The following is a 25,142-nucleotide window of genomic DNA, read 5'->3' on the forward strand; positions in this document are numbered from 1 at the left end:
GGGAGATTCCACAGTTGAGGTGATGCCTCGTCTCCGAAACGCGGACGACCTTGATCAGGCCATTGATTACTTGTGGAAGGTGCCGCCCAGTCGCGCTAATTTCACCCAAGCCTCGTATGCCTTTACCCAAATTTTGTCTCCTAAAACCAGCTCGAGTACTCGCACGCGGGGCACCTATCGTTACCTCGTGGAAGAGCACGTGGCAGGTCAGTACCTCAGGCTGCTCCTGGCCGACGGGCGTTTGCTGTCCGCGGTCCACGCACCAGGCGGCCCTTGGAATCTCGGAGAGGGGGTCCGGGACGTCACCGGAGAGATTCACGCTGACATCGAGGCATTTGCCCAGGGCGCAGCGGAGGCTACCCCGGGGATGCCGGTCTTGACTGTCGACATCGTGGTGAACGATTTCACGGGGCCGACGGCTCATGAGAACCGGCCTGTTCTCGTGGAGCATTCGGAACGACCGTGGATGTATCTGCAGCATGTCGCTGATGAACGGCGAATAAGCGAGCTTGGTCATGAATTATTGCAGTCCTCGGCCCGGCATGCCGGACTCACATTACCCGGGTCCGGCATGGGCACGCAGGAGCGTGTGACTTTCCGTTGGGAAGGGTTGTCGCAGGTAGCTGAGGATATTCAAGCGGCCGAGGCAGCGGCAGGCCAGATGCAGCTGGATCTTCGCTTCACCTCTACCGATCCCGTAGCGGGAGTAGTCTGCGGGGAAGTCTCAGGGCCTCCCGCAGTGATCGCTCTGCTGAGCGAGTTTGTGATCGATGGACACGTACTTACTGCGCCCGCTATGGCTGTCGAAACCCGACCAGCGTGAGGTGCACGTGAGTGTCCCCCTTAGAAAACTGAAATGTACCCTTTGTCGACTTCAGGTGAGGCGCTGTAAGAGATGCCTGAATGAGACTAAAGTCTGTACACCCCCGATACATAAGGGCAGATGATGTTAGACAATAATAGTAAAGACGTTCCTCGTGGCGCCGGAATCGATGATCTGCTAGAAGCGTGCGGCCTTGGGGACCAGAAGAGTTTCGAGATACTTCGACTGTCAGACTCTGAGGCGGTGGTTTTCGCATGTCCAGGTAATGCTGGATCTGTACGAAGAATAGCTGTCTCACGGAGCAATGCCAGGCACGTATCGGCCGTCGGCGCCGAGCCAATAACCCGGACAGATGAAGCCGTGGCGGCTGTGGCAGAATTGCGAGAAGCTAACCCGCACCAACTGATTCTTTATGTCTCATCGGATGAGAGTCCCGAAGGTTCGTCTGGCGTTAGAAACATACTTATAGCGGGGGCAAGTATTGCTCTCGTCGGGGGTCAGGTCGATGCTTTCACCCTGGACATCATAAAGAACAAGGCGTTGATCAAGGTACCACAACAAAGTGAGATAGGCAGCGGGACCGGCCGTCTTCAAATGAGTTTCACCTTGGAGCGCGATTCCGCAGGTGTGGACTTGTGTCGGGTTGCTGTAAGGCCCTCGATGCAGCCCTTTGGATCAGAAACCCCCACACTCCGGGAGCGTGTCGGTGACGCATACTCAGATGCTCTCCTCAGGTCTAGGCACCCCATGAAGTTGTTGGAGATCTTGGAAATTGCCGGGCTTGACGAGCAGGCACCATATCTGGAGCTCACGCTTCCGACTACTGGTGAATTGGGCTCGCAGTCACTGGAGTCCCTGACGACAAGAGCCGCTTGGCACGAAGGGTCCGGGGGCGAATTTGCTGTTGCCTCCAAACACCTCACTACTTCTCGGGCGATTTCATACGAGCTAGAGCGCCGGGGCATAAGTGCGCCTTTGATTGGAAAAAACTTCGTCGTTACGGACGAGCCGGGTTCGTCCCAACTGTATTTCCTGACCAGCAGCCATGACACGCCGTACACATCCATCAAGGCAGCAGGCGACAAACGAATCTCAAGACTCCTGCTCGAGTCAAGCGGCGTTTCCATCGCCAAGGGGCGTTATTACGGGGCATCAACTGAATTTGCAGCAGCCAAAGACTGGATGGCGGAGCTCGGTCGTGTTGTTGTGAAACCTGTCGGCGGGACCAAAGGCAAGGGTGTCACGGTAGGAGTGACTTCAGAGCCCGCATTACGTAGTGCATGGGACCGGGCTTTCGCGGCAAGCCGAGGTGCCGGAGTGTTGGTGGAAGAAGTCTTCGTCGGCACTGAAGCCCGCTTTACCGTCGTGGGCGATCAGTGCATAGCTGTGTCTCTTCGAATCCCACCGACTCTGGTGGGTGACGGTAAGAAGACCATACGAGAACTGATTAATACCAAGAATGAGGTACGGCGCCTGAACCCGCACCTCGCGACGCGTCCCATCATCCTCGACCAAGGCAGGGTAGCTAAGCTGCGCGAGCAGGGGCTCACTCCGGCCTCAGTGTTGGGAGCCGGCGAAGAATACATCGTGGATCATAAAGCTGGGTTCTCTACCGGTGCCGAGAGTGTGGATATCACCAATGAGATCCACCCAAGTTACCTGGAGGTCGCCGCTCGTTCTATTATGTCGGTGCCAGGTTTACCTATAGCTGGCGTAGACATCATGGCCCACGACTTTAGTGCTCCTGCTGACCCAGAGAACTACATAATTGTCGAGATTAATAGTCAACCTGGTATTGGTGCCCATCATTTTCCAGCCCACGGCCGAGCGCGGAATGTTGCTGGAGAAATTGTCAGACTGCATCAAATACCCCGACATAAGAGGCGTGCGCCGGCAATAAATATAGTCGGCTCGGCTTCCCAATCCAATTTAAAGAGTCTGAATGTTGATACTAGTTTGTTGGCACGCGAATTTTCTGATCGCGGATTTGATATAACTTGGCTGTCTTCTGATTATTTCCATGCCTCAAAAGGTAATCTAAGAACTAGCGTTTGGCGCTCATTCACCAGCCTCACTGGTAAGGCGTCCGTCTTTGCAACTCGGTCTCCAAAGGTTGCAATTCATCTCCTGGAGCAGGCTAACGTCGCCCTTCCCCGACGGATGAAGGTTTTTAAGCGGGATCTGGCACCCACTGAGACAAGGAATGCGAGTCGCGCCTTAGCATTTATTGAAAATAGTGTTGTTGCCTCGCTGCGGATCGGTAGCCAGATGCCGGTACGGGTCGACTGGACAAACCGAGAAAACTTCATGGCTGTTTGGCAACGACTTTGGCGGGGTGCCCAGAAAGGAGTCATAGTTCAGGAACTGCTTGACGGGGAGCAACTGCGCCTTCTAGTATCCCATGGGGAGGTTGTAGCGGCCGTCAGCGGTGATAAAGATTCGATTCGACCCGTACCCGATCAGGTAGTGGGTGAGTACGGCTCGGTGGCGGTCACCGCGGCTGCTGCCTTTACAGGTCTCGACATCTGCGAGGTGGTGCTCAACGTCATCGCACCTAATCAACCGCGTGCCGATGGTAATCACGAGGTACTAGCGGTGCGACCGGCCCCCGATCTTAAGGAGTATGGAACGGTTTTTGCGGGAGGCCAGCGATCCCTAGCAAGAGCGATAGTCGACAGCCATGTGACTGCCTTGGCCGCGCTTGAGGAATAACCCGGAGCCGTCGCAGCCCCCGAAGCTTATGCACAGCCGAGGGCCCGTACTGCCGCTTCTAGGCTAGACGCCAGTTCGTGGATTTCATTGCCTCGGCTACGCGGTTAAGACCAGTGCCGTGAGATGCCTTGAGCAGAACTGCAGCGTCTTCCCGAATGTCTGCTTGAAGAAGTGCAATAAGCTGTTCCGGGGTCATCACATGTGCGCCTCGGATCTTGTCGGGCAGAGCCTTCCAAGCGTTTACCATCAGCGGGCCGACCAAATACACTTTATCGGGCTCTGAGGCAGCAATCGCAGGTGAAAGTTCAGCGTGCAGTTCAGCTTCGTTGGGGCCCAGCTCGAGCATGTCACCCAGCGCCAAGATTCGATGACTGCCGCTGTATTGTTCAGCGAAATCGGTCATTGCCGCTCGAACAGATGCGGGGTTCGCGTTAAAGGTCTGGTCCACAACGGTGAGGCGCCGTAAGGGGCGCTCCACCACAGTGACTTCACCGCGGCCTTCAACTGCCCTAAAGTCCGCAAGCCCCTGCAGGTGTTCCTGAACATCCAGTCCGAGGGCTTCAATCACACCTAGGACTGCGAGGCTGTTCAGAGCGTTATGTTTGCCGGAGGCACCCAGGGTGTATTTCAATGTGCGATCGAGGGAGACCGCAGTTACCTGTCTGGAATGCGCGTCATAGTCAGACAAACGAATGTCTGCGTCTCTTGCCACGCCGTATGTAATGACCCGGTCAGAATTCTTGTTGGCAGACGCCATGAGAATCTCTGAATGCGGTGCATCAATGTTGATGACGGCTACCCCCTCCTCCGAGAGCCCTTCTAGAAGGGTAGCCTTGGTCTGCGCCGTCTCCCTCAAGGAGCCGAACGCTTCCATGTGTGCTTCAGCAATGGCAGTGATCACAGCCACGTCGGGGCCAAGAATCTGTTCAGCCCCAGGCAGTACGGCGCGGGGCACCTCAAGAACTGCGTAATCTTCGTTCCCTAGCCGCAATGCTCGGGAACGCATGGAGGCCATACCGTTCTTGTCACTTCTGGGACTGAAGACCGTGTGTTGGCGCGACAGCGTGGCATTTAGCATAGAGGTGACGGTCGTCTTGCCCATGCTGCCTGTGACCGCTATGACTGCTCCGTTGAATGCATCACGCCGCTTGCGGGCTACCGTATTTGCAGCCTTGCTGACGTCGGGCACTCGCAAGACGGCGCACGACACCGGGGGAGGGGCAACATCTGATCTAATCATCAGAACGACGTCTTTGGACCCTTGGGTGTCGTTTTCAAACCGTTCGGCGAGCTTGACCGGGTCATGGGCATACGCCAAGGTGCCCGACAGCACAGCGCCCTTGGGATAACGCCCCACGTTCCGCATGCGCTGCATACGCTTGAGGGACCAAGCGGGGTCGGGTGGAGCTTCCCAAGTTCCTCCGGTGATACTGGCGAGCTCCGTGGGCCCTATCGCGTTTGAACTCATGTCACGCGCTACAGGATTCTGTGATGGTAAGTCATTGTTGTCCATGGTGTGTCCCGTTCCAAAAATTACAAGTCGACAAACAATTCAATGCGTAAGCCTGCCAGTTGGTGCCACACACGAAGCTACACGCAGCCACTCGAGTCGTTATGCCGCGAACGTCTCAGCGTAGACCCACGGGGCGGGCTAGCGCCAGCTCGATGAGTTGGTTGATCAGTTCTTGAAAGCTGAGGCCCGTAGCCTTCCAAACCTGCGGAAACATGCTGATGGGCGTAAAGCCAGGCATCGTGTTGATCTCATTGATGATGATCTCGCCTCCCGTCGTGTAGAAAAAGTCCACACGAGAAAGTCCCTCGCTGCCGACAGCTTCAAATGCGAGGACAGCTTGTCGCCGAATATCTTCGCTGACAGCCTCGGGCAGATCAGCCGGGCAGTGCAATCCCGTGGTGGCGTCGCTAGAGTACTTTGCCGTGTAATCATAAAAGGCCGTCGGCTCTACCTGATGATCCACCACGATTTCGCCCAGTAACGACGCCTGGGCCGGGCTACCGTCAGTTGTATCCAGGACCCCACATTCGATCTCGCGCCCGTCGATGCCCTGTTCGATGATGACTTTGGGGTCATGTCTCTGAGCGGTTGATATCGCCTCGTCGAGCTGTGACCACTCATCGACCCTCGTGATTCCCACAGATGAGCCCGCCCGGGCCGGCTTCACAAATACCGGCAGCCGGAGCGACTGCGCGCGGTTGAGCGCCTCCTGTGGATCAGTCGTCCATTCCCGCCGTGTAACAGTGACCCAAGGCCCGACGTGGAGCCCTGCCGACTCGAATGCCAGTTTCATGAAGTGCTTGTCCATCCCCACCGCAGATGCCAGCACTCCAGCTCCCACGTAAGGTACCCGGGCCAATTCCAGCAGCCCTTGGATGGTGCCGTCCTCGCCAAAAGGTCCGTGGAGCAGAGGCAGAATCACGTCCACCGGGCCCAGCTCAGTGGCGGCGCCGTTTGTCCCTATCTCTACGAGGTGTGCCTTGCCATCTGGCGTGCCGTTTCGAGCCGGAATGAGTTGAATTGAGTGACCCGTCGGCGTCACACCAGGCGCCTTGCCAGATGCGAAGGAGTGGGTTCGCGGATCGATAGCAGGACGAGTCCATTGGCCCTCCGTCGTGATCCCCACTTCGATCACCTCGTATCTTGATGTGTCGAATGCTTCCAACACCCCTGCAGCAGTGACGCAACTGACGGCGTGCTCTGACGACTGGCCGCCATATAGCACCACCACGCGTGGTCTTGCTGCTGCTGTTGTTCGAAGTGCGTTCACCCTGGGACCTTTCTTATCCTGGTCACAAGCACCTGGCTTGAGGTGCTCGCGCTGCCTATCGCTCACCCGCTGAGGGGGTGATGGCGGTCATCACGCATGTCACAGGCTACTACGTGTGGTCCTAGCCTCTGACTCCTGCAGGACCGTCGGAGCGAACTTGGCACGTACCCTGCTGTTGGCACGGAGTCTTCCACGCCGCCGCACCCGGGAAGACCTGTGTGCCCAATCGTGTTGAATGCTCTACGTGAGCACATATGCCGAACCGGTTTCGCGGCCTCGGATTCCGCCTGAGCTGAAGGTACTGATTGTCTCTGCCTTCATCATCGCCATTGGGTTCGGCATCGTGGCTCCAATCTTGCCTCAATATGCATCGGACTTCGGAGTCTCAGCACTAGCGGTTTCCGCAGTAGTCTCGGCTTTCGGCCTTTTTCGGCTCTTGTTCGCACCGTTGTCCGGGCGACTGACCCAGCGGCTGGGCGAGACACCCGTCTATGTAGTGGGTCTGCTGATTGTCGCTGCATCCATGATTGCCACGGCGTTCGCCCCCAGCTACGAACTGCTGCTGATCTTCCGGGCGGTGGGCGGCATCGGCTCGACGTTCTTCACCGTGTCCGCGATGACCTTTCTGGCACGCAAAGCTCCTCCGCAGATCCGAGGGAGAGTTTCGGGTGCCTACGCCTCAGCATTTCTGATCGGCAGTGTGGCAGGCCCACTTCTGGGGTCTGCCCTGCTGGTGTTCGGCCAGCGCGTGCCATTTCTCGTCTACGGAGGCGCCCTGATCCTCGCTGCGGGTTTCGTCTTCATAATGCTGCGGCAGTCGAGGCTGGAGGATCGGCACAACAAGGACCAGCGCCAACGCGCGACATTGGCCGAAGCGTGGGAACACACCAGTTACCGGGCAGCACTCGTCTCTGCGTTCGCCAATGGGTGGGCGACCTTCGGGGTGCGCAATTCCATAGTGCCCCTCTTTGCTGCCTCGGCCTTTGTGGGCGGAGGTTTCATTATCGATTCCGGGCAATTGGCGGGGGTTGCGCTGGCGACCTTCGCGGTAGGCAACGTCGCTGTGGTGTTGACCCTGGCCAAGCGCTCAGATCAATGGGGACGCCGACCCCCGATCATGATCGGTCTGAGCGTGGCGGGAGTGGCCACCGGGCTGCTGGGACTGTCACCGGAGCCGTGGGTCTTGCTGGTCCTGAGCCTCATTGCCGGGGCGGGGACTGGACTCATAGTGCCCGCCCAGCAGGCTGCGATCGCGGACATCGTAGGGGAGGGGCGGAATGGTGGTCCGGTGGTCTCCACCTTCCAGATGACCCAAGACTTGGGCGGCATCCTCGGTCCGCTGCTCGCAGGAGCCCTGGTGGATCATCTCAGCTATGGCTGGGCTTTCGGCATCACAGGTCTCATCATGATCGTCGGAGCGGCGGCCTGGACGGTGGCTCCTGAGACTCTGCCTGCCAGGAGTGACAACTTATCCGATTGAACGGGTAACACCTTTCCCTCGAAGGGAAGCATCCAGCAGCTAACACGAGACGGTCATTGAGCCCCTTCGGGAAGATCCTTGCCGTGCCGAGAGGACTGTTCTGCAATGTTATGAGTTCACAACGTTGCAGAATTTACCTACAATGGAGTCATGGCAGATCTGAAGTTCCGTCCCGAAGAAATCCGGTCACATCGTCTCGCCTCCGGCTCCAGTGGGGTTCCTGAGTGGGTGGCGGAGTTCGTCAGCTGCGCCCAGGAAGCGGCGGAGCGTGGGGAGAGTGTCAAGGTCACTTTTGAGCGGGAGATGCTGACTACTTCCCAGGCTGCTGAGCGTCTCAGTCTCGATAAGTCCACAGTATGGCGAATGGTCCAAGATGGGCGTCTCAAGGCCGAGAAAGTGGGGTCGCACTATCGGATCCCAGCTGAGGAAGTACGTAGGCATGATCAAGAACGTATGAGCAACATGGCCAAGCAGCTCTCTGACGAGCTCGCAGCTGATCTCCTCGATGGTTGAACACCTGCGGGTATTCTTGGACGCCAATGTCCTCGCCGCTCCTGTGACTAGGACGTTATTGCTCGCCGCAGCACGGTTGAGTGGATACAGCTTCATCTGGAGTCAGCATGCCGAAGACGAGGCAAGCCGGCACATGAGGCCGGCAGCCACGTCGGTGGCTACTCTGCGCACTGTTTACCTGGACCAGATGCCGGTCTCCCCATCCGCTGACGTAGCCGGACGATTCCTGGCGACCCAGAGAAGCGACCGACAGATCCTGGCTGATGCGAAGGAAGCCGGCACGCATTTTCTAGTGACCAACAATGTGAACGACTTTGCGGTCACAGACCTAAGACAGACAAGGATCAGCGCCGTAACGCCGGATCTCTTCATGTCACAGCGAATGACGACCACAGCCTATGAATATGCTCTCAATCTCATTGCCTGCTCCCAGAAGCACCCGCCGACGACTGTCGAAGTGTTACACCGGAAGTTGGCCCAGAACCACCCTCGACTGTTTGCCGCACAGAACCAGGTATACAACCTCGACCCAATAGCCTCGCCCCATCACTTGCCCGAAGTCGAATTTAGAGGCACTCGGTGTATCCAATGCGGCACTTTGAATTCCTCAGAGCTGCCGCTTGGGCTGGACCCGAAGTGCGCGGGCGGGGCAGCGGCCAGAAGCCCCGAACCCTGAAACGGGCTCGGGGCTACTGACGGTGCAGCTGATCCGGTTCTTCCGCAGCTGAGAGCGGGGTTACCGCGAGACCGTTTCCGGGGAAGCGATCACGTAGGCCTCCGTCTGGTGGGCGGCGGAGTCAATACCGGTGACCTCCACGGTGTCCTCTACCCGGAAGCCGATGGTTTTATGAATGGCCATCCCAATCAGGTAGGTAGCACCGAAGGCGAAGACCAGGGTCACCACCACTGCCACAATCTGGGCGACCAGCAGTTCAAGCCCACCGCCGATCAGCAGACCGGTGCGGCCCTCACCGTAGATGTCCTCATAGCCGAAGAGCCCGATAGCCACGGTGCCCCACAGCCCTGCGACGAAGTGCAGACCCACCACATCCAAGGTGTCGTCATACTTGCCGTACTTGAAGTCCACCGCGAAGCAGCAGATGGTTCCGGAGACCGCGCCCAGGACAATAGCTCCCAGCGGCTGGACATGGGCAACCGCCGGGGTGATGGCCACCAGCCCGGCGACGATACCGGAGGCGGCACCCACCGGGGAGGGTTTCTTGCCGCGGGCCCATTCGGTCAGCAGCCAGGCGGTCAGCGCGGCGGCGGGGGCCAGCATGGTGTTCAGCCAGTTCAACGAGATCTCATCCGTGCTGCCTGCCTCGCCCAGGTTGAAGCCGAACCAGCCGAACCACAGGATGGAGGCACCCAGCAGCACAAAAGGCACATTGTGAGGTTTGGTCGGCGCGAAGTTGCTGCGTGGTCCGATCACGAGCACCAGTGCCAGGGCGGCCAGTCCGGCGCACATGTGCACCACCAGTCCGCCGGCGAAGTCGACCGCCTCACCGACGGCGTCACCGATGAGTCCGCCCTCAACCAGCAGGCCGCCGTCGCCCCAGACCCAGTGGGCCAGCGGAGCGTAGACCAGGGTCAGCCAGATCGGCACGAAGATCATCCACGCCGAGAACTTGGCGCGGTCGGCGATGGCCCCGGAGATCAACGCCGTGGTGATGATGGCGAAGGTGCCGCCGAAGCCGACCCACACCAGCTCATCGCCTGCGCCCTCAAAGGAGGCCATGGCCGCAAAATTGTCCGCGGGGTTGCCGAACAGACCGCCGATGGAGGTCCCGAAAGACATCGCATCGCCCCACAGGGTCCAGGTGATCGCCACCAGTCCCATGGCCGCGAAGCTCATCATCATCATGTTCACCGCGGACTTGGTCTGGGTCAGACCGCCGTAGAAAAGTGCCAGGCCAGGTGTCATGAACAGCACAAGTGCGCCGGCCACCACCACCCAAATAACGTCAGCTTCCATCGTTACCTCCAGGAACGTCACTCACCGGTGACCGTCACCGGTGCGAGCTGACTTCCATGCTGGCGGCTGCGTGTTTCGCCTCGGGTGCCCCAATGTTTCCCCGGCGTAAAATCTCTCCGGCAGGCCCCGGGGAGCTATTCCTCCAGCAGCGCGTCCACAAACGACTCGGTGTCGAAGGGAGCGAGGTCATCGGGGCCCTCACCGAGGCCGATGAGCTTCACCGGCACGCCCAGCTGCTTCTGGATGGCGACCACGATGCCGCCACGGGCGGTGCCGTCGAGTTTGGTCAGCACAATGCCGGTGACGTCGACGACCTCGGAGAAGATCTTGGCCTGGCTCAGCCCGTTCTGCCCGGTGGTGGCGTCGAGGACCAGCAGCACCTCATCCACCGGGGACTTCTTTTCAATCACGCGCTTGACCTTGCCGAGCTCGTCCATGAGGTTCGCCTTGTTCTGCAGGCGCCCGGCAGTGTCGACCATCACCACATCGGTCTCCAGCTCAGTGGCTTTATCCACTGCCTCAAAGGCGACAGAGGCGGGGTCGGCGCCTTCAACCTCGGAAGAGACGGTCGGTACTCCGACCCGGGCGCCCCAGGTGGTCAGCTGCTCCGCCGCAGCGGCGCGGAAGGTGTCTGCGGCACCGAGCAGGACATCTTTGTCTTCGGCCACCAGCACTCGCGCCAGCTTGCCCACCGTGGTGGTCTTGCCCACGCCATTGACGCCGACGACCAGCACCACCGCAGGGCGGTCAGCGACCTCGACGGCGAGACTGCGGTCAAACTCCGGGTCCACCAGCTTGATCAGCTCCTCGCGGAGGATCGCCCGCACCCGGTCCGGGTCCTTGGAGCCTTCCACCTTCACGCGTTCGCGCAGGGTGTCCACCAGTTCAAAGGTGGAGTCCGCACCGAGGTCAGCGCTGAGCAGCGTCTCCTCGATCTCTTCCCAGACGGCGTCGTCGATCTCATCCTGACTCAGCAGGGCAAGGAGGGATTTGCTGAAGATGTTGTTGGACTTCACCAACCGGGCGCGCAGGCGAGCCAGCCGCGTCTCCGGTGCCTCCGGGGTCTCCAGCACCGTTTCAGCCGGTGCCTCCGGGACCTCCACATCAAGGTCTGCAGGAGTGGCCTCAGGCCGGTCTGCGACTAACGTGGCGCCATCGGGCTCCTCCGGAGCACCTGGTGGCAGGTCATCCGGATCCCGAGTCTCGGGGAACTCCTTGGAGGGTTTCCCGGGGGTAAGCGGGCGGCCCTTGACTAGGAACAGGCCCAGCAGGGACAGCAGGACGACGCCGAGGACTATGGACGTAATAAAGACTGAAGTTTCCACGCACTCCAGTCTCGCACAGGAGGTTATCTGCGGAAGCGGCCGCGAATAGTGTGCAGGGCGTGGCGTGCCTGCTGGGCCGCAGGCGAGACCCGTTCACTGACCCGGTGGATGAGGCTGGACTCGGTCTCCTTGGCCAGGACCTCCAGTTTCTCGTGCGCGGAGTCGGCGGATTCGGCTGCCGCGGTGACAGCGCCCTCCAGCTGGTCGATCCGGGCGTGCTGGGCGGCCAGCTGCGCATCACGTTCCGCCAATTGGACAGCGAAACTATTCTGCGCCTCGCGCAGGGCTTCATCGAACCCGCTCTGCCGCTGCTCCTGCTCCTGCAGGGAGGCAGAGACATTGTCCAGCACGTTCAGCAACTCCGTCAGCTCGCTGGAGGAGGGGGCCGCTGCCACCGTGGCCTCGGCCTCCTGGACCCGGGTTTCCAGGGCTGTGTATTCCACCTGGCGGACGTGTTCGAGCTGTTCGTAGACACTGCGCAGTTCCGCGACCAGGTCCTGCTGATGCCCCAGCAGGGCGGTTACGACCTGGTGAGCGTTGTCGCCGATGTCGCTGGGGGCCAGGATCTCCTCGGTGGTGTCATCCGCAGGCCCCTCCGCGGGCTCATCCGCAGGCTGGCTCTCGGCGGCCTTTTCCAGTTCAGCCAGCTCGTCATCCTCACTGTGGTGTTCAAAGTCCTCAGAGAGATCCACGTTCTCGGGCTGGGTGCTATTACTCATAGTTCCGATCCTACTTACCTCGCACTACGTCCCAGAAGCTGCGGCGGACACGCGGACTGGAGGCCTCGCCGGAACGGGCGGCTGGCCGTTGAGGCACAGGTGTGGGATCAGGGGCCTTCGGCTCGGGCGCCGGCGGGTCCTGCGTGTGAGGTTCGGCCGGCCGGGTGACGGGCTTGGCACCGGCCCACCGGGCGGCGGCCTCACGGCCGGCGATGGCCTCGGCGAGCTCGGCCGGCACCGCAGTGGCACCAATATGAGCGGGCACCTGAAGGGAGCGCATATCCCCGGCAGTCAGCGATCGCAGCCCGGCGACCGGAAAGTCCAAGAGCTGTTCCACGAACTCGGCGCGCTGACCGAAGGAGGCACCACGTGCCCGGTGGGCGGCGGAGCGGGCGATGGGGCTGCGCTGCTGGGCCAGCACAGCGGAGAGCTCAGGATGCTGTGACAGGGCGCGCCCGGCTGACCGGTGACCAGTTTCAGCGGCACGGAGGTAGGCCAGGTGGGTACCCAGCGCTGACTTAATAACCTGTGCGTCCTGGTCTTGGTTCACATTGTTACTCTAGAGCTTTGACAGTTTCGAGTCTGGGTGCAGCTTCAATCTGGGGCTGAACACCCCGGACTGACCGCACCATGAGTCTTTAAGGAAGCGCACCCGACGTGTTCAACTCGCTCTCAGATCGCCTCACAGCGACGTTCAAGAACCTCCGCGGCAAGGGCAAGCTGACTGAGGCTGACATTGACGGCACCGCCCGGGAGATCCGGCGGGCCCTACTCGACGCCGACGTCGCCGTCCCGGTGGTCAGGGAGTTCATTGCCCGGATCAAAGCGCGTGCCTTGGGAGCTGAGGTGGCCCAGGCGCTGAACCCGGGCCAGCAGGTGGTCAAGATTGTCAACGAGGAGCTGGTGGGCATCCTCGGTGGGCAGACCCGGCAGCTGGAGTTCGCCAAGCAGCCGCCGACCATCATCATGCTTGCCGGCCTCCAGGGTGCGGGTAAGACCACGCTGGCAGGCAAACTGGCCCTGCACCTGAAGAACCAGGGACACACCCCGGTGCTGGTGGCCTGTGACTTGCAGCGTCCCAATGCGGTGAAACAGCTGCAGGTGGGCGGGCAGCGGGCCGGAGTGCCCGTCTTCGCGCCGCATCCGGGAGTCAGCTCCGAGTCTGAGGCGGCCACCGGGGACCCGGTGGCAGTGGCTGAACAGGGTGTGGCACACGCCAAGGACAGCCTGCATGATGTGGTCATCATTGACACCGCCGGGCGCCTCGGTGTGGACGAGGAGCTGATGCGCCAGGCGGCCAATATCAAGTCAGCTGTCAACGCTCATGAAACCTTGTTCGTCATCGATGCGATGATCGGTCAGGACGCGGTCAACACCGCTCAGGCATTCAACGAAGGCGTCGACTTCAGCGGAGTGGTGCTCACCAAGCTCGATGGTGACGCCCGCGGTGGTGCCGCTCTGTCAGTGGCCTCGGTGACCGGCAAGCCGGTGATGTACGCCTCCACCGGCGAGGGCCTGAAGGACTTCGAGGTCTTCCACCCGGACCGGATGGCCCGGCGGATCTTGGACATGGGGGACATCCTCAGCCTGATCGAACAGGCAGAGGCCTCCTGGGACAAGGACGAAGCGGCCAAAATGGCCCAGAAGTTTGCCGACCAGGAAGACTTCACCCTTGAGGACTTCCGGGCCCAGATGCAGCAGATCAAGAAGATGGGCTCGATGAAGAAGCTGCTGGGCATGATGCCCGGGGCTGCCGGGATGCGCCAGCAGCTGGAGCAGTTCGACGACTCCCAGCTGGACCGGGTCGAGGCGATCATCAATTCCATGACCCCGCATGAGCGCAACGCCCCGAAGATCATCAACGGCTCCCGCCGGGCCCGTATCGCCCGGGGGTCCGGGGTCCACGTCTCGGAGGTCAACCAGCTTCTGGAGCGGTTCGGTCAGGCCGCCAAGATGATGAAGAAGATGGCCTCCGGCGGCGGCATGCCGGATATGCCGGGAATGCCCGGGATCCCTGCCGGTGCGATGCCGGGCATGGGGGCTGCAGGGGGCCGGAAGAAGGGCAAAGGCAAGGGCAAGAAGCCCAAAGCTAAATCAGGCAACCCCGCGAAAGCCGCCCAGCAAGCCCGTGAGGCGGAGCTGCGCAAGACACAGAAGCAGAAGGACGGCTCCAGCTTCGGTCCAGGTGCCGCAGACTTCAACGCGGAGGAACTGAATCTTCCCAAGGGCTTCGAGAAATACCTGAAGTAGGTCTCCGGCGCCTGTGGTCGAGGAAGATGCGGTGGTTCACGCGCCGCTTCACGCGCGGTTTTAGTCGGAGTATCATAGGTCCATGAGCGCACTGACACTTTCTGGCATGCATACCCTGAGGTATGCATCCCCGCAGAGTGTGGAACTCGTTGTGACGCCAGACGACGACGGGCTGTCTCAGGGTGAGCGCGAGCACTACGCGGAGCTCTACCGGCAGCGGCATTGTCATGTCACAAGTGAAGAGTTGCAGGCGGCGCGAAGCGCTCTAGAGGCTACAGAGCGTCCCGCCAAATAGGTGGATATCACCTTTACTCAGGCTGCGCGCCATCACACGGCTGCACTTGAGCAGTTCCGCTGTGCGGAACCTAGCAAGTGGCAGTACGACAAGAACCGTGGAAGGTATCATCCGCAGCCGCATGCACTAAGTGCGCAGTCAATGGTCCGCAGCCTGAAGCCGCACAAGTTGGACCCGGACGACATGTTGCTCCTTGGCATCAATCAGCGACAACTACTCAGCGTCGTATATCTGCGAGCGGCGGAGGACTCCGTGTCGGCACCCAGTGATGATGCGGGGTACTTTCTCATCGCGCTCTTGGCAGTACAAATTGATGCCCAGGGGCAGGGGATTGGACGACGCATGCTGGACCTGGCCCTCAACACGCTGGATGAGAATCGCGATAGAAAGACGAACGCCAATTCGTGGCCAACGCTGGCGAAGATCGAATCAACGAACACGGCCAGCCAGCGGCTTTTTCGGAGCCGCGGTCTTACCTATGTCCGGCAGATCCAAGAAGGCCTTGAGCTCTGGGTCCACCCCTAGCGGGGCTGACCGACCTAAGACCCGCCAGCAGTGATGACGAAATGCGTCAGGCGGGATTATCTGGCAGAATACACAGGTACCTTGCGCAGGTTCAGTGAGCACCCTCTCATCTCACCGGCCTGTCCAATGTTCAAGCGCACGGCAATGGCTGTTTGCATCACCCCACGCAGCAAGTGTCTTGAGTGCGCGACCCAATACCTACAGGAGTAACCACACAAGTGGCAGTCAAAATTCGTCTGAAGCGAATGGGCAAGAAGTTCGCCCCCCAGTACCGCGTCGTCGTCGCCGATTCCCGCGTCAAGCGCGATGGCAAGAGCATCGAAGAGATCGGCAAGTACCAGCCCATTGAGGAGCCCTCGTTCATCGAGATCAACTCCGAGCGGGCCCAGTACTGGCTCTCCGTGGGCGCGCAGCCCACTGAGCAGGTCAAGCAGCTGCTGACCATCACCGGTGACTGGCAGAAGTTCAAGGGCCTGGAGGGTACCGAGGGCACGCTGAAGACCCGGGCACCCAAAGAAGAGTTCACCGCTCCGTCCAAGGGCTCCGTCATCAAAGAGACCAAGAGCTCCAAGGACGAGCAGCCTGCTGCTGAGGCCTCCGCCGAGGAGAAAACGGACGCATGAGCACTGACGCTGCGCTCACCGACGCCCTGGAGCACCTGGTCCGCGGGATTGTCGACTCACCTGAGGAGGTCGACGTCCGCCGCAAGTCCGGCCGGCGCTACGACACCCTCCAGGTGCTGGTCCACCCCGAGGACTTAGGCCGCGTCATCGGGCGTGCCGGCCGCACAGCGAAAGCTCTGCGCACGGTGATCGCAGCGTTGCCCGGCGGCAATGATGTCCGCGTCGACGTCGTCGACACTGACCGTCGCCGCTGAACACCCATAGGGCAGGCCCCATGGATCATTCTGAATACGGTTCCGACCCGCAGACTTCGCCCGCACCGGGTGAGCGTCTGCGGGTCGCTCGTATTGGCAAACCCCACGGGGTCCGCGGCGAAGTCACCGTGGAACTCTTCACCGACGACCCTGCCCAGCGTCTGGCACCGGGTGCGGTGCTGCTGCGTGAGGCTGCAGGCGCACCACAGACCACGCTCACCGTCACCACCCAGCGGTGGAATAAGAAGATCTGCCTGCTGGGATTCGAGGAAGTCAACGACCGCGACGGCGCTGAGGACCTGCGTGGGTCCGTCCTCTTCATTGAGGCCCCGGAAACGCACGACGACGCCGCCGACGGCTGGTACTCCCATGAACTGGAAGGCTTCCGCTGCCTCAGCGACCAGGGGGCATTGCTGGGGACCGTCTCCGCGCTGCTCACCGGCCCCGCCCAAGACCTCCTGGTAGTGACCACCCCATCCGGGGAGGAAGTCATGGTGCCGTTCGTGGACGAGCTGGTGCCCCAGATCGATGCGCAGCAGCAAGTCGTCACCCTCACCCCACCAGCGGGTCTCTTTCCATGACCTGTTCCATGAGCCGGGGGCATTGAGATGAAAATCGACCTGATCTCAATTCTCCCCGAGTTCTTTGACTCGCTGAATCTTTCACTGATCGGCCGGGCCCAGCAGGACGGGCTGCTGCAGATTCAGCGCCACAACCTGCGCGACTTCACCTTTGACAAGCACCGCAGCGTTGACTCCCCGCCAGCCGGGGGCGGAGCCGGCATGGTGATGAAGCCTGAACCGTGGGCGCTTGCCCTGGATCACGTATTGGAGCAGCGCTCCGACGACGCCGCCCACACCCCGGCAGCCGAGGCGGCAGGTACCGGGGCGGCCGCGGACGCCATCGACTCGCCAGTGCTGATCATTCCCACCCCCTCAGGGGAGGTTTTCACCCAGCAGACGGCCCAGCAGCTGGCGCAGCGGAAACATCTGATCTTCGCTCCCGCCCGTTTCGAGGGCATCGATGAACGCTTCACCGAGTGGGCGGAGACTCGATGCCAAGTGCGGCGGCTGAGCATCGGGGACTACGTGCTCAACGGGGGAGAGTCCGCAGTGGTGGTGATGGTCGAAGCGATCACCCGGCTGATCCCCGGGGTGCTCGGCAATGAGGCCTCCCTGGAGGAGGAGTCACACAGCGACGGGCTGTTGGAGTACCCGGTGTACACCAAGCCTGCCCAGTGGCGGGGCCAGGAGATTCCTGAAGTGCTGCTCTCCGGCAACCATGCCAAGATCCAGGCATGGCGCCGGAGCCAAGCCGAAGAGCGGACCCAGCGGATCCGCCCCGACCTGTGGCAGAAGCATCAGTCCTGCTGAGGTGCTTGTTCCGCCTGGGCCAGGCGCTCCTCCACGAAGCTGCGCATGGAGCTCATCTGCTCAGCCGGGATCAGGAACTGGTGCTCGCTCATCGGGTCCAGGACCACGCCGACGTCCTTGAGGGACTGGACCAGGGTGATGCCATTGGTCTCCACTACATGCGGTGCCTGCTCGTGGTGCTCCCCGGCCGCCTCGGCAGTGCTGAACAGCACCGGCAGTGCATTGCCCTCATCGTCCTGCACCATCAGCAGGTTGGTGCCTTTCTCTCCCTGGGGGTCCTCCGAGCTGGCCACGTAGACCGGGCTGTTCAGAAACGCGTTGAGGACGTTGGTGACGTCATCCTGCAAGAAGCCTTCCTCGGTACGGTTCTGCGTGGCGTCCTTCAGAGCCTGCTGCAGCTCCGGGATGGTGTCTGTAGGTGTCTCAGTCATGTTCTTTCTCTCTTCAGTATCGACTCGTTCCTCAGGTCAGCAACGGCCGTGCCGTCGTCGCCCACGCTACGGGAGACCCGGGGGCCGGTGCGAGGGCTGAACGCCCCATACCGGGGTTTTTGGGCGCTGAGCGAAAATCCGGGTGGTCAGAACCTCTGCCCGAGAAGTGGAGAAAACGGGCCGCACCGCATAAGATGGAGTGCTGTGCCTGCTGGGCGCCGGCTCTGCCACAGGGGAGCGGCACCACACAGCCAGGACCCGTTGCGCGAGCAGTCCGCTCGCGCCGGAGACAAGACTTATGACCAGTACCGTCGGCGCGAGCTGCGCCGGCGGTCCGCGTCCCTGATATCAGGGCGTTGACCTGTGGCAGCACCCTGGAGGAGAAACCATGCAGAAGCTCGACTTTGTGGATGCCGCCAGCAAGCGCAGCGACGTCCCCGACTTCGCCCCCGGCGACACCGTCAATGTGCACGTGAACATTGTTGAAGGTAAAACCACCCGTGTCCAGGTCTTCAAAGGCTACGTGCTGGGCCGTCAGGGCTCAGGGCTGCGCGAGACCTTCACCGTCCGGAAGGTCTCCTTCGGCGTCGGTGTGGAGCGGACCTTCCCGGTGCACTCCCCAGTGATCGAGAAGATCGAGGTCACCGCCCGCGGTGACGTGCGCCGCGCCAAGCTGTACTACATGCGCGACCGCCACGGCAAGGCTGCCCGCATTCGCGAGAAGCGTGAGTCCCGTGTGGCTCGCGCCAAGGGTCAGGACGTGGAGGAAGTCGTCGAGGCCTGAGCCTCGAGCGCCGACATTACCAAAGCACCGCAACGTGCCCGAGAGCCCCGAGACTTCTGAGCCCCGCTCTGAACCTCGGGGCTCTCGGCTGTTAAGCCGGCGCAGACGCTGGGTCTACGCCGGCGGCGTCGTGCTCCTGTTCGCGATTGTGCTCAGCACGCTGATCCGGGTCTTCGCGGTGGACTTCTACGCAGTCAACCAGGACTCCATGGACCCCACCCTGCGCGATGGTGAACGGATTGCGGTGGCGAAGAACTACCCTGGGGACCTGGGACCTCAGAGGGGCGACATCGTGGTCTTTGACGGGGAAGGATCCTTCACCCCGTACCAGGGAGGCCCCAGTATGGTCCGGACGCTGGAGACCCTCGGGCACTGGGTGGGTTTGGGCTCAGCCCCGGACGTCTACGTCAAACGGGTCCTCGGAGCAGAAGGGGACGTGGTGGCCTGCTGCACCAGTTCAGGCGAACTGACGGTCAATGGTGAGCCGCTGACCGAAACCTATCTCTCCCATGAGCCCAGTCCCGAGCACCCGGCCTCCGACCTGACTTTTGAGGCCGCGATCCCAGAAGGCCGCATTTGGGTGATGGGGGACAACCGGGACACCTCGGTGGACTCCCGTGACCTCCTGGGCGCACCCGGCGGCGGTATGATCAGCGAGGAGCGAATCATTGGGCTGGCCACCTCCGTGGTCTGGCCATGGGAGGACCGACGTGGACTTGAAGGAGGCCTGCGGTGAGCGCTGCAGAGAGCCACGCCGGGGACTCCGGCCCTGAGCAGAAGCCGAAGCGCCAGCGGCACTGGGCACTGTCTTTCCTGATTGAACTCACCGTGATCGTGGTGATGGCGATCGTGATCTCCTTTGTGATCAAGACGTTCCTGTTGCGCGCCTTCTACATCCCGTCGGAATCGATGCAGCCCACCCTGGAGATCAACGATCGGATTGTGGTGAACCTGCTGGCCCCCGATGTGATGGACATCCAGCGCGGTGATGTGGTGGTCTTTGAAGACACCCGCAGCTGGTGGGGCGGCCCGGAGCCGGAGACCACCCCGGTGCAGGACGCGCTCATTTTCATCGGATTGGCACCGGACACCGCCAGCCACTATGTGGTCAAACGCGTCGTCGGGCTCGAAGGCGACCAGGTGGAGTGCTGCGACGATCAGGACCGCATCCTGGTCAACGGTGAGCCCATCGACGAGCCGTACATCTACCCGGGCATGAAACCCTCCGATGCCGCCTTCGACGTCACTGTGCCGGACGACCACGTCTGGTTGTTGGGTGATCATCGCGGTGCCTCCGCCGATTCGCGCGCCCATGTGGACGAGCCCGACCAAGGCGCAGTGCCGCAGGATGACATCATCGGTCGGACGCTGAGCATCGTCTGGCCGGTGGAGCGGTGGGGCGGCGGCGGAACTGACCGAGAGCCCTTCGAGCACGTCCCGGATCCGCCGTGAGCCGCGCCGCGAACGCCACTCTGCTACCTGAGCTGCGCCTCGCGGCGCAGACGGGCAGCCGGCTGATTGCCGGGATTGACGAAGTCGGCAGGGGCGCGCTGGCCGGGCCGGTCACTGTGGGCGTCGTCGTGTTCGATCTGCGCCAGCTGCCGCAGGAGGTGCAGTCCTCCGGTGCGGGGGTCTGGGCGCCGCTGGACGGGGTCCGGGACTCCAAGCTGCTTTCCGCTGCGGCGCGGCAGCAGTGGCAGCCCTCCATCTGTGACCATGCCGAAGCGTACAGTGTGCAGCACTCCTCGCCTGAGACCATCGACGCCGTGGGCCTCACCGCGGCGCTGGGTGCCGCTGGACGGGCCGGGCTCGCAGCCGTCCATGAGCAGCTGGGCAGACCGGTGGACCACGTGATTCTCGACGGCGTCCATGACTGGCTCAACGCTGCCGTGCCGGTGCTGACTATGCCGAAGGCAGATACGCAGGCCCTGAGCGTGGCGTGTGCCTCCGTGCTGGCTAAGGTGCAGCGGGACGGACTGATGACCCAGCTGGCAGCCGAACACCCCGAGTTCTGCTGGGAATCCAATAAGGGGTACGGCTCTGCGGTCCATCGGGAGGCGATCCGCGCCTCCGGACCCACCGAGCACCACCGCAGGTCCTGGAGCCTCGGCCTGGAACCACTGCCTGGATTGTAGGTTGCTGGCCAAGCGTGGCTCTTGCCGTCCATTGCCTTGATCCGACTGGGTCACTGCCGTTGGAGCAAGGAAAACCCGACCCACGGGTGGTGAGGCTCCCGTTTTGTGCTTCCCAACCGCAGGGGGACTAGCCGCTCCATCACCTCTGCTTCGATCGCCTCCATTTCATGCTCAAGCTCCCTTGTGCTTTGCGGTGAGTTCTTGAGCGCAATGCCGATCACGTTGGAACCATTGCTGAGGTGCAGGGCTTGGTACACGTTCGACTTGCTAATGTTGCATGCAGAACCCAGGTGCGTCTCCGAAGCTGAGGCGAGTGCCGGGGCTGTGGCCGTGTCAGCTTCCATACCGGCAGAGTCATGTCCCTCTAGAGGCCACCCTTAGTTGCCTCACGGCAATTACGCCCGGCACCAGAATCCGATCGATGCGCTTGCTTCAGGGTGAGCGAACAGTCAAAGCGCCCCGGACGGCGTCGCAGACCTCCTCCGTATCGGAGATTTCGCCGAGTATCGTCACTACAGCCACGGGACCTCCTGTCCGGTCTGTGACAATCCCGTCCACGTTGTAGCCCGATAGGAAAACCCGAATCAGCTTCTTCGCTTCGTTTTGGAACTGCTCAAGAATCTCAAGAGATGGATTCAGGAGCCACCTACGCAAGTACGAATTGTGCAGTGCCACCGCCGCCCCCGCGAGACCAACGGCCACTGAGTCATGGACGCCCTCATCACCTAGTCGGGTTTGAAGCCAACGCCTGAATAGTCGTTCATATCGGTGGGAGGTTAGCAACTCGCGGTTGCGCAGCTGAACCGATTGCTTGAGGAGGCGATGCCTGGCCAATGTGCGCTCCTTGTCCTCGAGGTGGTACCGGAAAACGAGCATGAGCCCCTCCCTCATTGCTGAGGCCACATCGTGATCGGTCTCGGCCAGGAAGGCGTCCAAACGCTCTAGCATCACTGCATGGTCAGCGAAAACGAGATCTTCCTTTGACCCGTACACACGAAAGAAAGTTGCCCGGCTAATGCCTGCGACCCTTGCAAGTTCATCTACTGTGGTGGCATCCCAGCCTCGCTCGTTGAGCAGGTGAATGAGGGATGTAACCAGGTGTAGGCGGCTTTCCAAGGCCGTTCCCCTTTCCGAGATTCACGAATCCTTGATTCTCAGTCGCTTGACATGAGACGGAGTATCACCCAGTCTAGTTGACAGCCGCGTGACTTGGGACACATTGCGGCTCTTCGCTCTAAACCACTCATACCAGGAGCCCCCGTGACGGATCAGACACGCCCGCTGTCGTTTGACGCGACCGATGATGACGACCCGCAATACATGGTTCATGAGCCCTTGGACTCGGATCCCATGGGCATTTACACCAGACTCTCAGCGGCCGAGACTGACGGTTGGAAACGGGCTCGCGTCTTCGTGGAGAAGGATGTCGCGCCGGTGATAGCCGATTACTGGGAGCAGGCTCAGTATCCGCTTCATTTGGTCCGAAAAATGGGCGACTTGGACCTTCTCCGCGATGGAGTGACCGTGGCTGGCGCCCCTGAAGTCTCTCGCGTCGCAGCAGGCCTTGTCAGCATGGAGTTGGCACGCGGTGACGGCTCCATGGCAACGGTCGTAGCAGTCCAAGGGGGGCTCGCAATGCGCTCCATCGAACTTCACGGTTCATCTGAGCAGAAAGAGCGCTATCTGCCGAAAATGGCCAGCGGAGACTTGCTGGGGGCCTTCGCCTTAACTGAGCCGACTCACGGCTCTGATTCGGTACGTTTGGAATCCAAAGCTGTTCCCACTGATGGGGGATGGCTGGTCAGCGGCCAGAAGAAATGGATTGGGAATGGCTCCAGTGGTGGGGTCACCGTGGTTTGGGCCCGGTCTGTGGTCGATGAGAAGGTCAAGGGTTTCGTAGTTCCTCAAGAGTCCCCTGGCTATTATGCGAAGACCATGGAGGGCAAGACCGCACTCCGAGCTATTCATCAGGCGCATATTCGCTTAGAAGAGGTCTTCGTGCCGGACAGCGCAGTGCTCCCCGGGGCACAGTCCTTCCGTGATACTTCCACTGTCCTGTTCACGACCCGGGTAGGGGTGGCCTGGGCGGCACTGGGGCAGGCCACTGCCTGTTACGAGGCCGCCGTGCACTATGCGCAACAGCGTTACCAATTCGGCAGACCATTGGCAGGCTCTCAAGTCGTGCAGGAAAGATTGGCGCGGATGACAGCGGAATTGGCTCAAGCTCAACTACTGGTCCTGCAGGCTGCCAGGGGTGAGGACGCTGGGACACTGTCTGGAGCGCAGGCTTCCTTGGCCAAGTTCACTGCGACCAGAGCGGCACGATCTATCGCTCAGAACGCTCGAGATCTCCTCGGGGGTAACGGAATCCTGCTGAAGCATTTGGTGGCCCGCCATTTCTCGGACATAGAGGCACTACACACCTACGAAGGCACAGAGACCATTCAGGCGCTGATCATTGGGCGCCACCTGACCGGGTCCTCAGCATTCTAGTTAAGGGAGATTGTCATGCACGCAAACTTTGAACCTTTGACCCCACTCTCCTTCTTGGGTCGAAGTGCCTCGGTCTTCCCCGAGCGCGAAGCGATTATATACCGGAGTCGGCGCCTTACATACCGTGAATTCGGCGAAGAGGTGCAGCGCCAGGCTAAGGCCATACACAAGCACATCGAGGTCGGGGACGTGGTCACTGTGGTGGCTCCCAACGTTCCGGAGATGCTGATCGCACACTTCGCTGTGCCGCTGGCGGGCGGGGTGCTTTCCCCGTTGAACCCCCGCTTGGCACCAGGAGAATTTGAGTACATTCTTCAGCATTCTGAATCGCGCTTAGTGCTGGTCGACGTTGAAGTCACTGAGAAGATCGCCAGCGTCGTGGAGGGCATGCCAAGCCCTCCGACAGTCGTTGAGGTCGTCGACCGGCAAGCTGGCTTTGAAGGCACGAGCGACACGTCGGTGGTCGACTACTCCGAATTTCTCGAAAGTGGAGCGGGTGCGCCTGACTTCAGATGGGGGGTGCAGGATGAGGCGGCCCCGATCACCCTGAACTACACATCTGGAACCACCGGTGCGCCAAAAGGTGCTGTGTACTCTCATCGTGGAGCCCACCTGAGCTCGCTAGGAGAGGTCATCCACAACGGCTACGATGCGTCCACCCGCTACTTGGCAACACTGCCCATGTTTCACTGCAACGGCTGGTGCACTCCCTGGGCGGTTACCGCTGCAGGAGGTACACACCTCTGCCTCCGAGCAGTGCGCGCGGATGCGATCTGGGAGGCTTTCAGACGGGAACAAGTCTCTCACTTATGTGGGGCGCCAGTCGTGTGCGCGACCATCGTCGATGCTGAAGAGGCCGACCCCGTGGAACAGGAGATTCGAATGACGACGGCGGGCGCTGCCCCGCCGCCGTCCATTATCGAAAAGCTAGAAGCTTTGAATATCACTCCGGTCCATGTTTACGGGCTGACGGAGGTCTATGGACCATTTACTATTTGTGAACCCCAAGAGGCGTGGGAGGATCACGAGCCACGGAACCGAGCTCTGCTAATGGCGCGACAGGGTGTTCCTATGATTCACGCGGGTGAGACCAGAGTAGTCGACGAACTGATGAATGACCTCCCTTCGGATGGTGAAACTCTCGGGGAGGTGGTCCTGCGGGGAAATGGGGTGATGACGGGTTACTTCAAGAACCCGGAGGCGACGGAAGAAGCCTTCCGAGGTGGCTGGTACCACACTGGCGACTTGGGGGTCATGCACCCGGACGGTTACGTCGAACTAAAAGACCGAGCCAAGGACATCATTATCTCAGGCGGCGAGAACATTTCTTCCATTGAGCTGGAGAAAACACTTCAAGCTCATCCCGGCGTCAGCGACGTGGCAGTCGTCGGAGTTCAACATGAAAAGTGGGGGGAGCGTCCTGTTGCTTACGTCGTGGTCCGCGCCGGCTCTGAAGTCTCGGAGGAATCTCTACGCGCGCACTGTGGGGAGCGGCTAGCAAAGTTCAAGGTCCCTGACCGCATCGAATTCGTCGAGGAGCTCCCACGTACTGCTACCGGCAAGATTCGCAAGCATACGTTACGAGCTGGCAAGTAACACGACCGTGTGTGCGACACGGCCCGTACCGAGAAACGAGATGAGGAAACCTA

General features: G+C 61.0%; 26 protein-coding genes and 1 pseudogene. 17 read left to right on the top strand and 10 right to left on the bottom strand.

Features of this window, described 5'->3' with window-relative positions; translation table 11 throughout:
- Positions 1–187 precede the first annotated feature (187 nt).
- Both FEF27_RS01575 and FEF27_RS01580 read left to right on the top strand, forming a co-directional pair.
- Entirely contained in the window at positions 188–823 is a 636-nt protein-coding gene (locus FEF27_RS01575) for a hypothetical protein (RefSeq protein ID WP_138169083.1), read from the top strand.
- Between the two features lie 747 nt (positions 824–1,570).
- Positions 1,571–3,535: a hypothetical protein gene (locus tag FEF27_RS01580; protein ID WP_166429874.1), complete on the top strand. Its 1,965-nt coding sequence runs from the start codon at positions 1,571–1,573 to the stop codon at positions 3,533–3,535.
- A gap of 58 nt (positions 3,536–3,593) precedes the next feature.
- Here the strand turns inward: FEF27_RS01580 and FEF27_RS01585 are convergent, their stop codons facing one another.
- Positions 3,594–4,892 carry a UDP-N-acetylmuramoyl-tripeptide--D-alanyl-D-alanine ligase gene (locus tag FEF27_RS01585; protein WP_166429875.1) on the bottom strand — a complete coding sequence of 433 codons (1,299 nt, stop codon included), beginning with the start codon at positions 4,890–4,892 and terminating at the stop codon, positions 3,594–3,596.
- Positions 4,893–5,163: 271 nt separating this feature from the next.
- A complete protein-coding gene (locus tag FEF27_RS01590; RefSeq protein WP_138169086.1) occupies positions 5,164–6,318 on the bottom strand; it encodes a D-alanine--D-alanine ligase family protein in 1,155 nt (384 codons plus the stop codon).
- A 244-nt stretch (positions 6,319–6,562) separates the two neighbouring features.
- Here FEF27_RS01590 and FEF27_RS01595 point away from each other — a divergent pair, with 244 nt between their 5' ends.
- The 3 genes from FEF27_RS01595 (at position 6,563) to FEF27_RS01605 (ending at position 8,987) form a co-directional block, all read left to right on the top strand.
- Positions 6,563–7,798 (top strand): MFS transporter, encoded by a 1,236-nt coding sequence (locus FEF27_RS01595; protein ID WP_243728940.1) that lies wholly within the window; start codon positions 6,563–6,565, stop codon positions 7,796–7,798.
- 150 nt (positions 7,799–7,948) lie between these two features.
- A complete protein-coding gene (locus tag FEF27_RS01600) occupies positions 7,949–8,311 on the top strand; it encodes a helix-turn-helix domain-containing protein (RefSeq protein WP_138169088.1) in 363 nt (120 codons plus the stop codon).
- Positions 8,304–8,987, top strand: a complete 684-nt coding sequence (locus FEF27_RS01605) for a hypothetical protein (RefSeq protein WP_138169089.1) — start codon at positions 8,304–8,306, stop codon at positions 8,985–8,987. Before FEF27_RS01600 ends, FEF27_RS01605 begins: the two co-directional genes overlap by 8 nt.
- A 60-nt stretch (positions 8,988–9,047) precedes the next feature.
- On the opposite strand, the gene FEF27_RS01610 is transcribed toward FEF27_RS01605, so the two are convergent.
- The 4 genes from FEF27_RS01610 to FEF27_RS01625 form a co-directional block, all read right to left on the bottom strand.
- A complete protein-coding gene (locus FEF27_RS01610; protein WP_138169090.1) occupies positions 9,048–10,286 on the bottom strand; it encodes an ammonium transporter in 1,239 nt (412 codons plus the stop codon).
- A 134-nt stretch (positions 10,287–10,420) separates the two neighbouring features.
- The gene (gene ftsY / locus FEF27_RS01615) at positions 10,421–11,611 is read right to left on the bottom strand and encodes a signal recognition particle-docking protein FtsY (protein WP_243728942.1); all 1,191 of its coding nucleotides are present in this window, start codon (positions 11,609–11,611) and stop codon (positions 10,421–10,423) included.
- Between the two features lie 23 nt (positions 11,612–11,634).
- Positions 11,635–12,330, bottom strand: a complete 696-nt coding sequence (locus tag FEF27_RS01620) for a hypothetical protein (protein WP_138169091.1) — start codon at positions 12,328–12,330, stop codon at positions 11,635–11,637.
- Positions 12,331–12,340: 10 nt separating this feature from the next.
- Positions 12,341–12,880 (bottom strand): hypothetical protein, encoded by a 540-nt coding sequence (locus tag FEF27_RS01625; RefSeq protein WP_138169092.1) that lies wholly within the window; start codon positions 12,878–12,880, stop codon positions 12,341–12,343.
- A gap of 107 nt (positions 12,881–12,987) precedes the next feature.
- Here FEF27_RS01625 and ffh point away from each other — a divergent pair, with 107 nt between their 5' ends.
- From ffh to trmD, 6 genes are all read left to right on the top strand, one after another.
- The gene (ffh, locus tag FEF27_RS01630; RefSeq protein WP_138169093.1) at positions 12,988–14,580 is read left to right on the top strand and encodes a signal recognition particle protein; all 1,593 of its coding nucleotides are present in this window, start codon (positions 12,988–12,990) and stop codon (positions 14,578–14,580) included.
- A 436-nt stretch (positions 14,581–15,016) separates the two neighbouring features.
- The gene (locus tag FEF27_RS01635; protein WP_166429876.1) at positions 15,017–15,400 is read left to right on the top strand and encodes an N-acetyltransferase; all 384 of its coding nucleotides are present in this window, start codon (positions 15,017–15,019) and stop codon (positions 15,398–15,400) included.
- Positions 15,401–15,618: 218 nt separating this feature from the next.
- Positions 15,619–16,023 carry a 30S ribosomal protein S16 gene (gene rpsP / locus FEF27_RS01640; protein ID WP_138169095.1) on the top strand — a complete coding sequence of 135 codons (405 nt, stop codon included), beginning with the start codon at positions 15,619–15,621 and terminating at the stop codon, positions 16,021–16,023.
- Positions 16,020–16,277: an RNA-binding protein gene (locus FEF27_RS01645; RefSeq protein ID WP_138169096.1), complete on the top strand. Its 258-nt coding sequence runs from the start codon at positions 16,020–16,022 to the stop codon at positions 16,275–16,277. Before rpsP ends, FEF27_RS01645 begins: the two co-directional genes overlap by 4 nt.
- A gap of 20 nt (positions 16,278–16,297) precedes the next feature.
- Entirely contained in the window at positions 16,298–16,858 is a 561-nt protein-coding gene (gene rimM, locus FEF27_RS01650; protein ID WP_138169097.1) for a ribosome maturation factor RimM, read from the top strand.
- A gap of 27 nt (positions 16,859–16,885) precedes the next feature.
- The gene (gene trmD / locus FEF27_RS01655; protein ID WP_138169098.1) at positions 16,886–17,650 is read left to right on the top strand and encodes a tRNA (guanosine(37)-N1)-methyltransferase TrmD; all 765 of its coding nucleotides are present in this window, start codon (positions 16,886–16,888) and stop codon (positions 17,648–17,650) included.
- Here trmD and FEF27_RS01660 read toward each other — a convergent pair.
- The gene (locus FEF27_RS01660; RefSeq protein WP_138169099.1) at positions 17,638–18,081 is read right to left on the bottom strand and encodes an SseB family protein; all 444 of its coding nucleotides are present in this window, start codon (positions 18,079–18,081) and stop codon (positions 17,638–17,640) included. The genes trmD and FEF27_RS01660 overlap by 13 nt on opposite strands.
- Positions 18,082–18,469: 388 nt before the next feature.
- Between FEF27_RS01660 and rplS the strand changes: the two genes are divergently transcribed.
- The 4 genes from rplS to FEF27_RS01680 are packed head-to-tail and all read left to right on the top strand — an operon-like array spanning position 18,470 to position 21,000.
- Positions 18,470–18,865, top strand: coding sequence for a 50S ribosomal protein L19 (gene rplS, locus FEF27_RS01665; protein ID WP_138169100.1), 396 nt, complete (start codon positions 18,470–18,472; stop codon positions 18,863–18,865).
- A 34-nt stretch (positions 18,866–18,899) separates the two neighbouring features.
- On the top strand, positions 18,900–19,601 hold the full coding sequence (lepB, locus tag FEF27_RS01670; protein ID WP_243728945.1) for a signal peptidase I: 702 nt from the start codon (positions 18,900–18,902) through the stop codon (positions 19,599–19,601).
- Positions 19,598–20,317: a signal peptidase I gene (gene lepB, locus FEF27_RS01675; protein WP_243728947.1), complete on the top strand. Its 720-nt coding sequence runs from the start codon at positions 19,598–19,600 to the stop codon at positions 20,315–20,317. The genes lepB (FEF27_RS01670) and lepB (FEF27_RS01675) overlap by 4 nt, the downstream gene beginning before the upstream one ends.
- On the top strand, positions 20,314–21,000 hold the full coding sequence (locus FEF27_RS01680; protein WP_138169101.1) for a ribonuclease HII: 687 nt from the start codon (positions 20,314–20,316) through the stop codon (positions 20,998–21,000). The genes lepB (FEF27_RS01675) and FEF27_RS01680 overlap by 4 nt, the downstream gene beginning before the upstream one ends.
- A gap of 50 nt (positions 21,001–21,050) precedes the next feature.
- Here FEF27_RS01680 and FEF27_RS13450 read toward each other — a convergent pair whose 3' ends face one another.
- The 3 genes and pseudogenes from FEF27_RS13450 to FEF27_RS13825 all read right to left on the bottom strand — a co-directional run.
- Positions 21,051–21,344, bottom strand: a complete 294-nt coding sequence (locus tag FEF27_RS13450) for a hypothetical protein (RefSeq protein WP_138169102.1) — start codon at positions 21,342–21,344, stop codon at positions 21,051–21,053.
- An 88-nt stretch (positions 21,345–21,432) separates the two neighbouring features.
- The gene (locus FEF27_RS01690) at positions 21,433–21,936 is read right to left on the bottom strand and encodes a hypothetical protein (protein WP_243728955.1); all 504 of its coding nucleotides are present in this window, start codon (positions 21,934–21,936) and stop codon (positions 21,433–21,435) included.
- A gap of 36 nt (positions 21,937–21,972) precedes the next feature.
- A pseudogene (locus tag FEF27_RS13825) lies at positions 21,973–22,116 on the bottom strand (TetR/AcrR family transcriptional regulator); the annotation flags it as partial.
- A gap of 204 nt (positions 22,117–22,320) precedes the next feature.
- On the opposite strand from FEF27_RS13825, the gene FEF27_RS01695 reads away from it, so the two are divergent.
- Together FEF27_RS01695 and FEF27_RS01700 are read left to right on the top strand one after the other, a co-directional pair.
- A complete protein-coding gene (locus tag FEF27_RS01695; RefSeq protein ID WP_138169319.1) occupies positions 22,321–23,493 on the top strand; it encodes an acyl-CoA dehydrogenase family protein in 1,173 nt (390 codons plus the stop codon).
- Positions 23,494–23,508: 15 nt separating this feature from the next.
- Positions 23,509–25,089: an AMP-binding protein gene (locus tag FEF27_RS01700; RefSeq protein WP_138169103.1), complete on the top strand. Its 1,581-nt coding sequence runs from the start codon at positions 23,509–23,511 to the stop codon at positions 25,087–25,089.
- Positions 25,090–25,142: the final 53 nt, after the last annotated feature.

Source organism: Nesterenkonia sphaerica (genome assembly GCF_005771565.1).
GTDB lineage: Bacteria > Actinomycetota > Actinomycetes > Actinomycetales > Micrococcaceae > Nesterenkonia > Nesterenkonia sphaerica.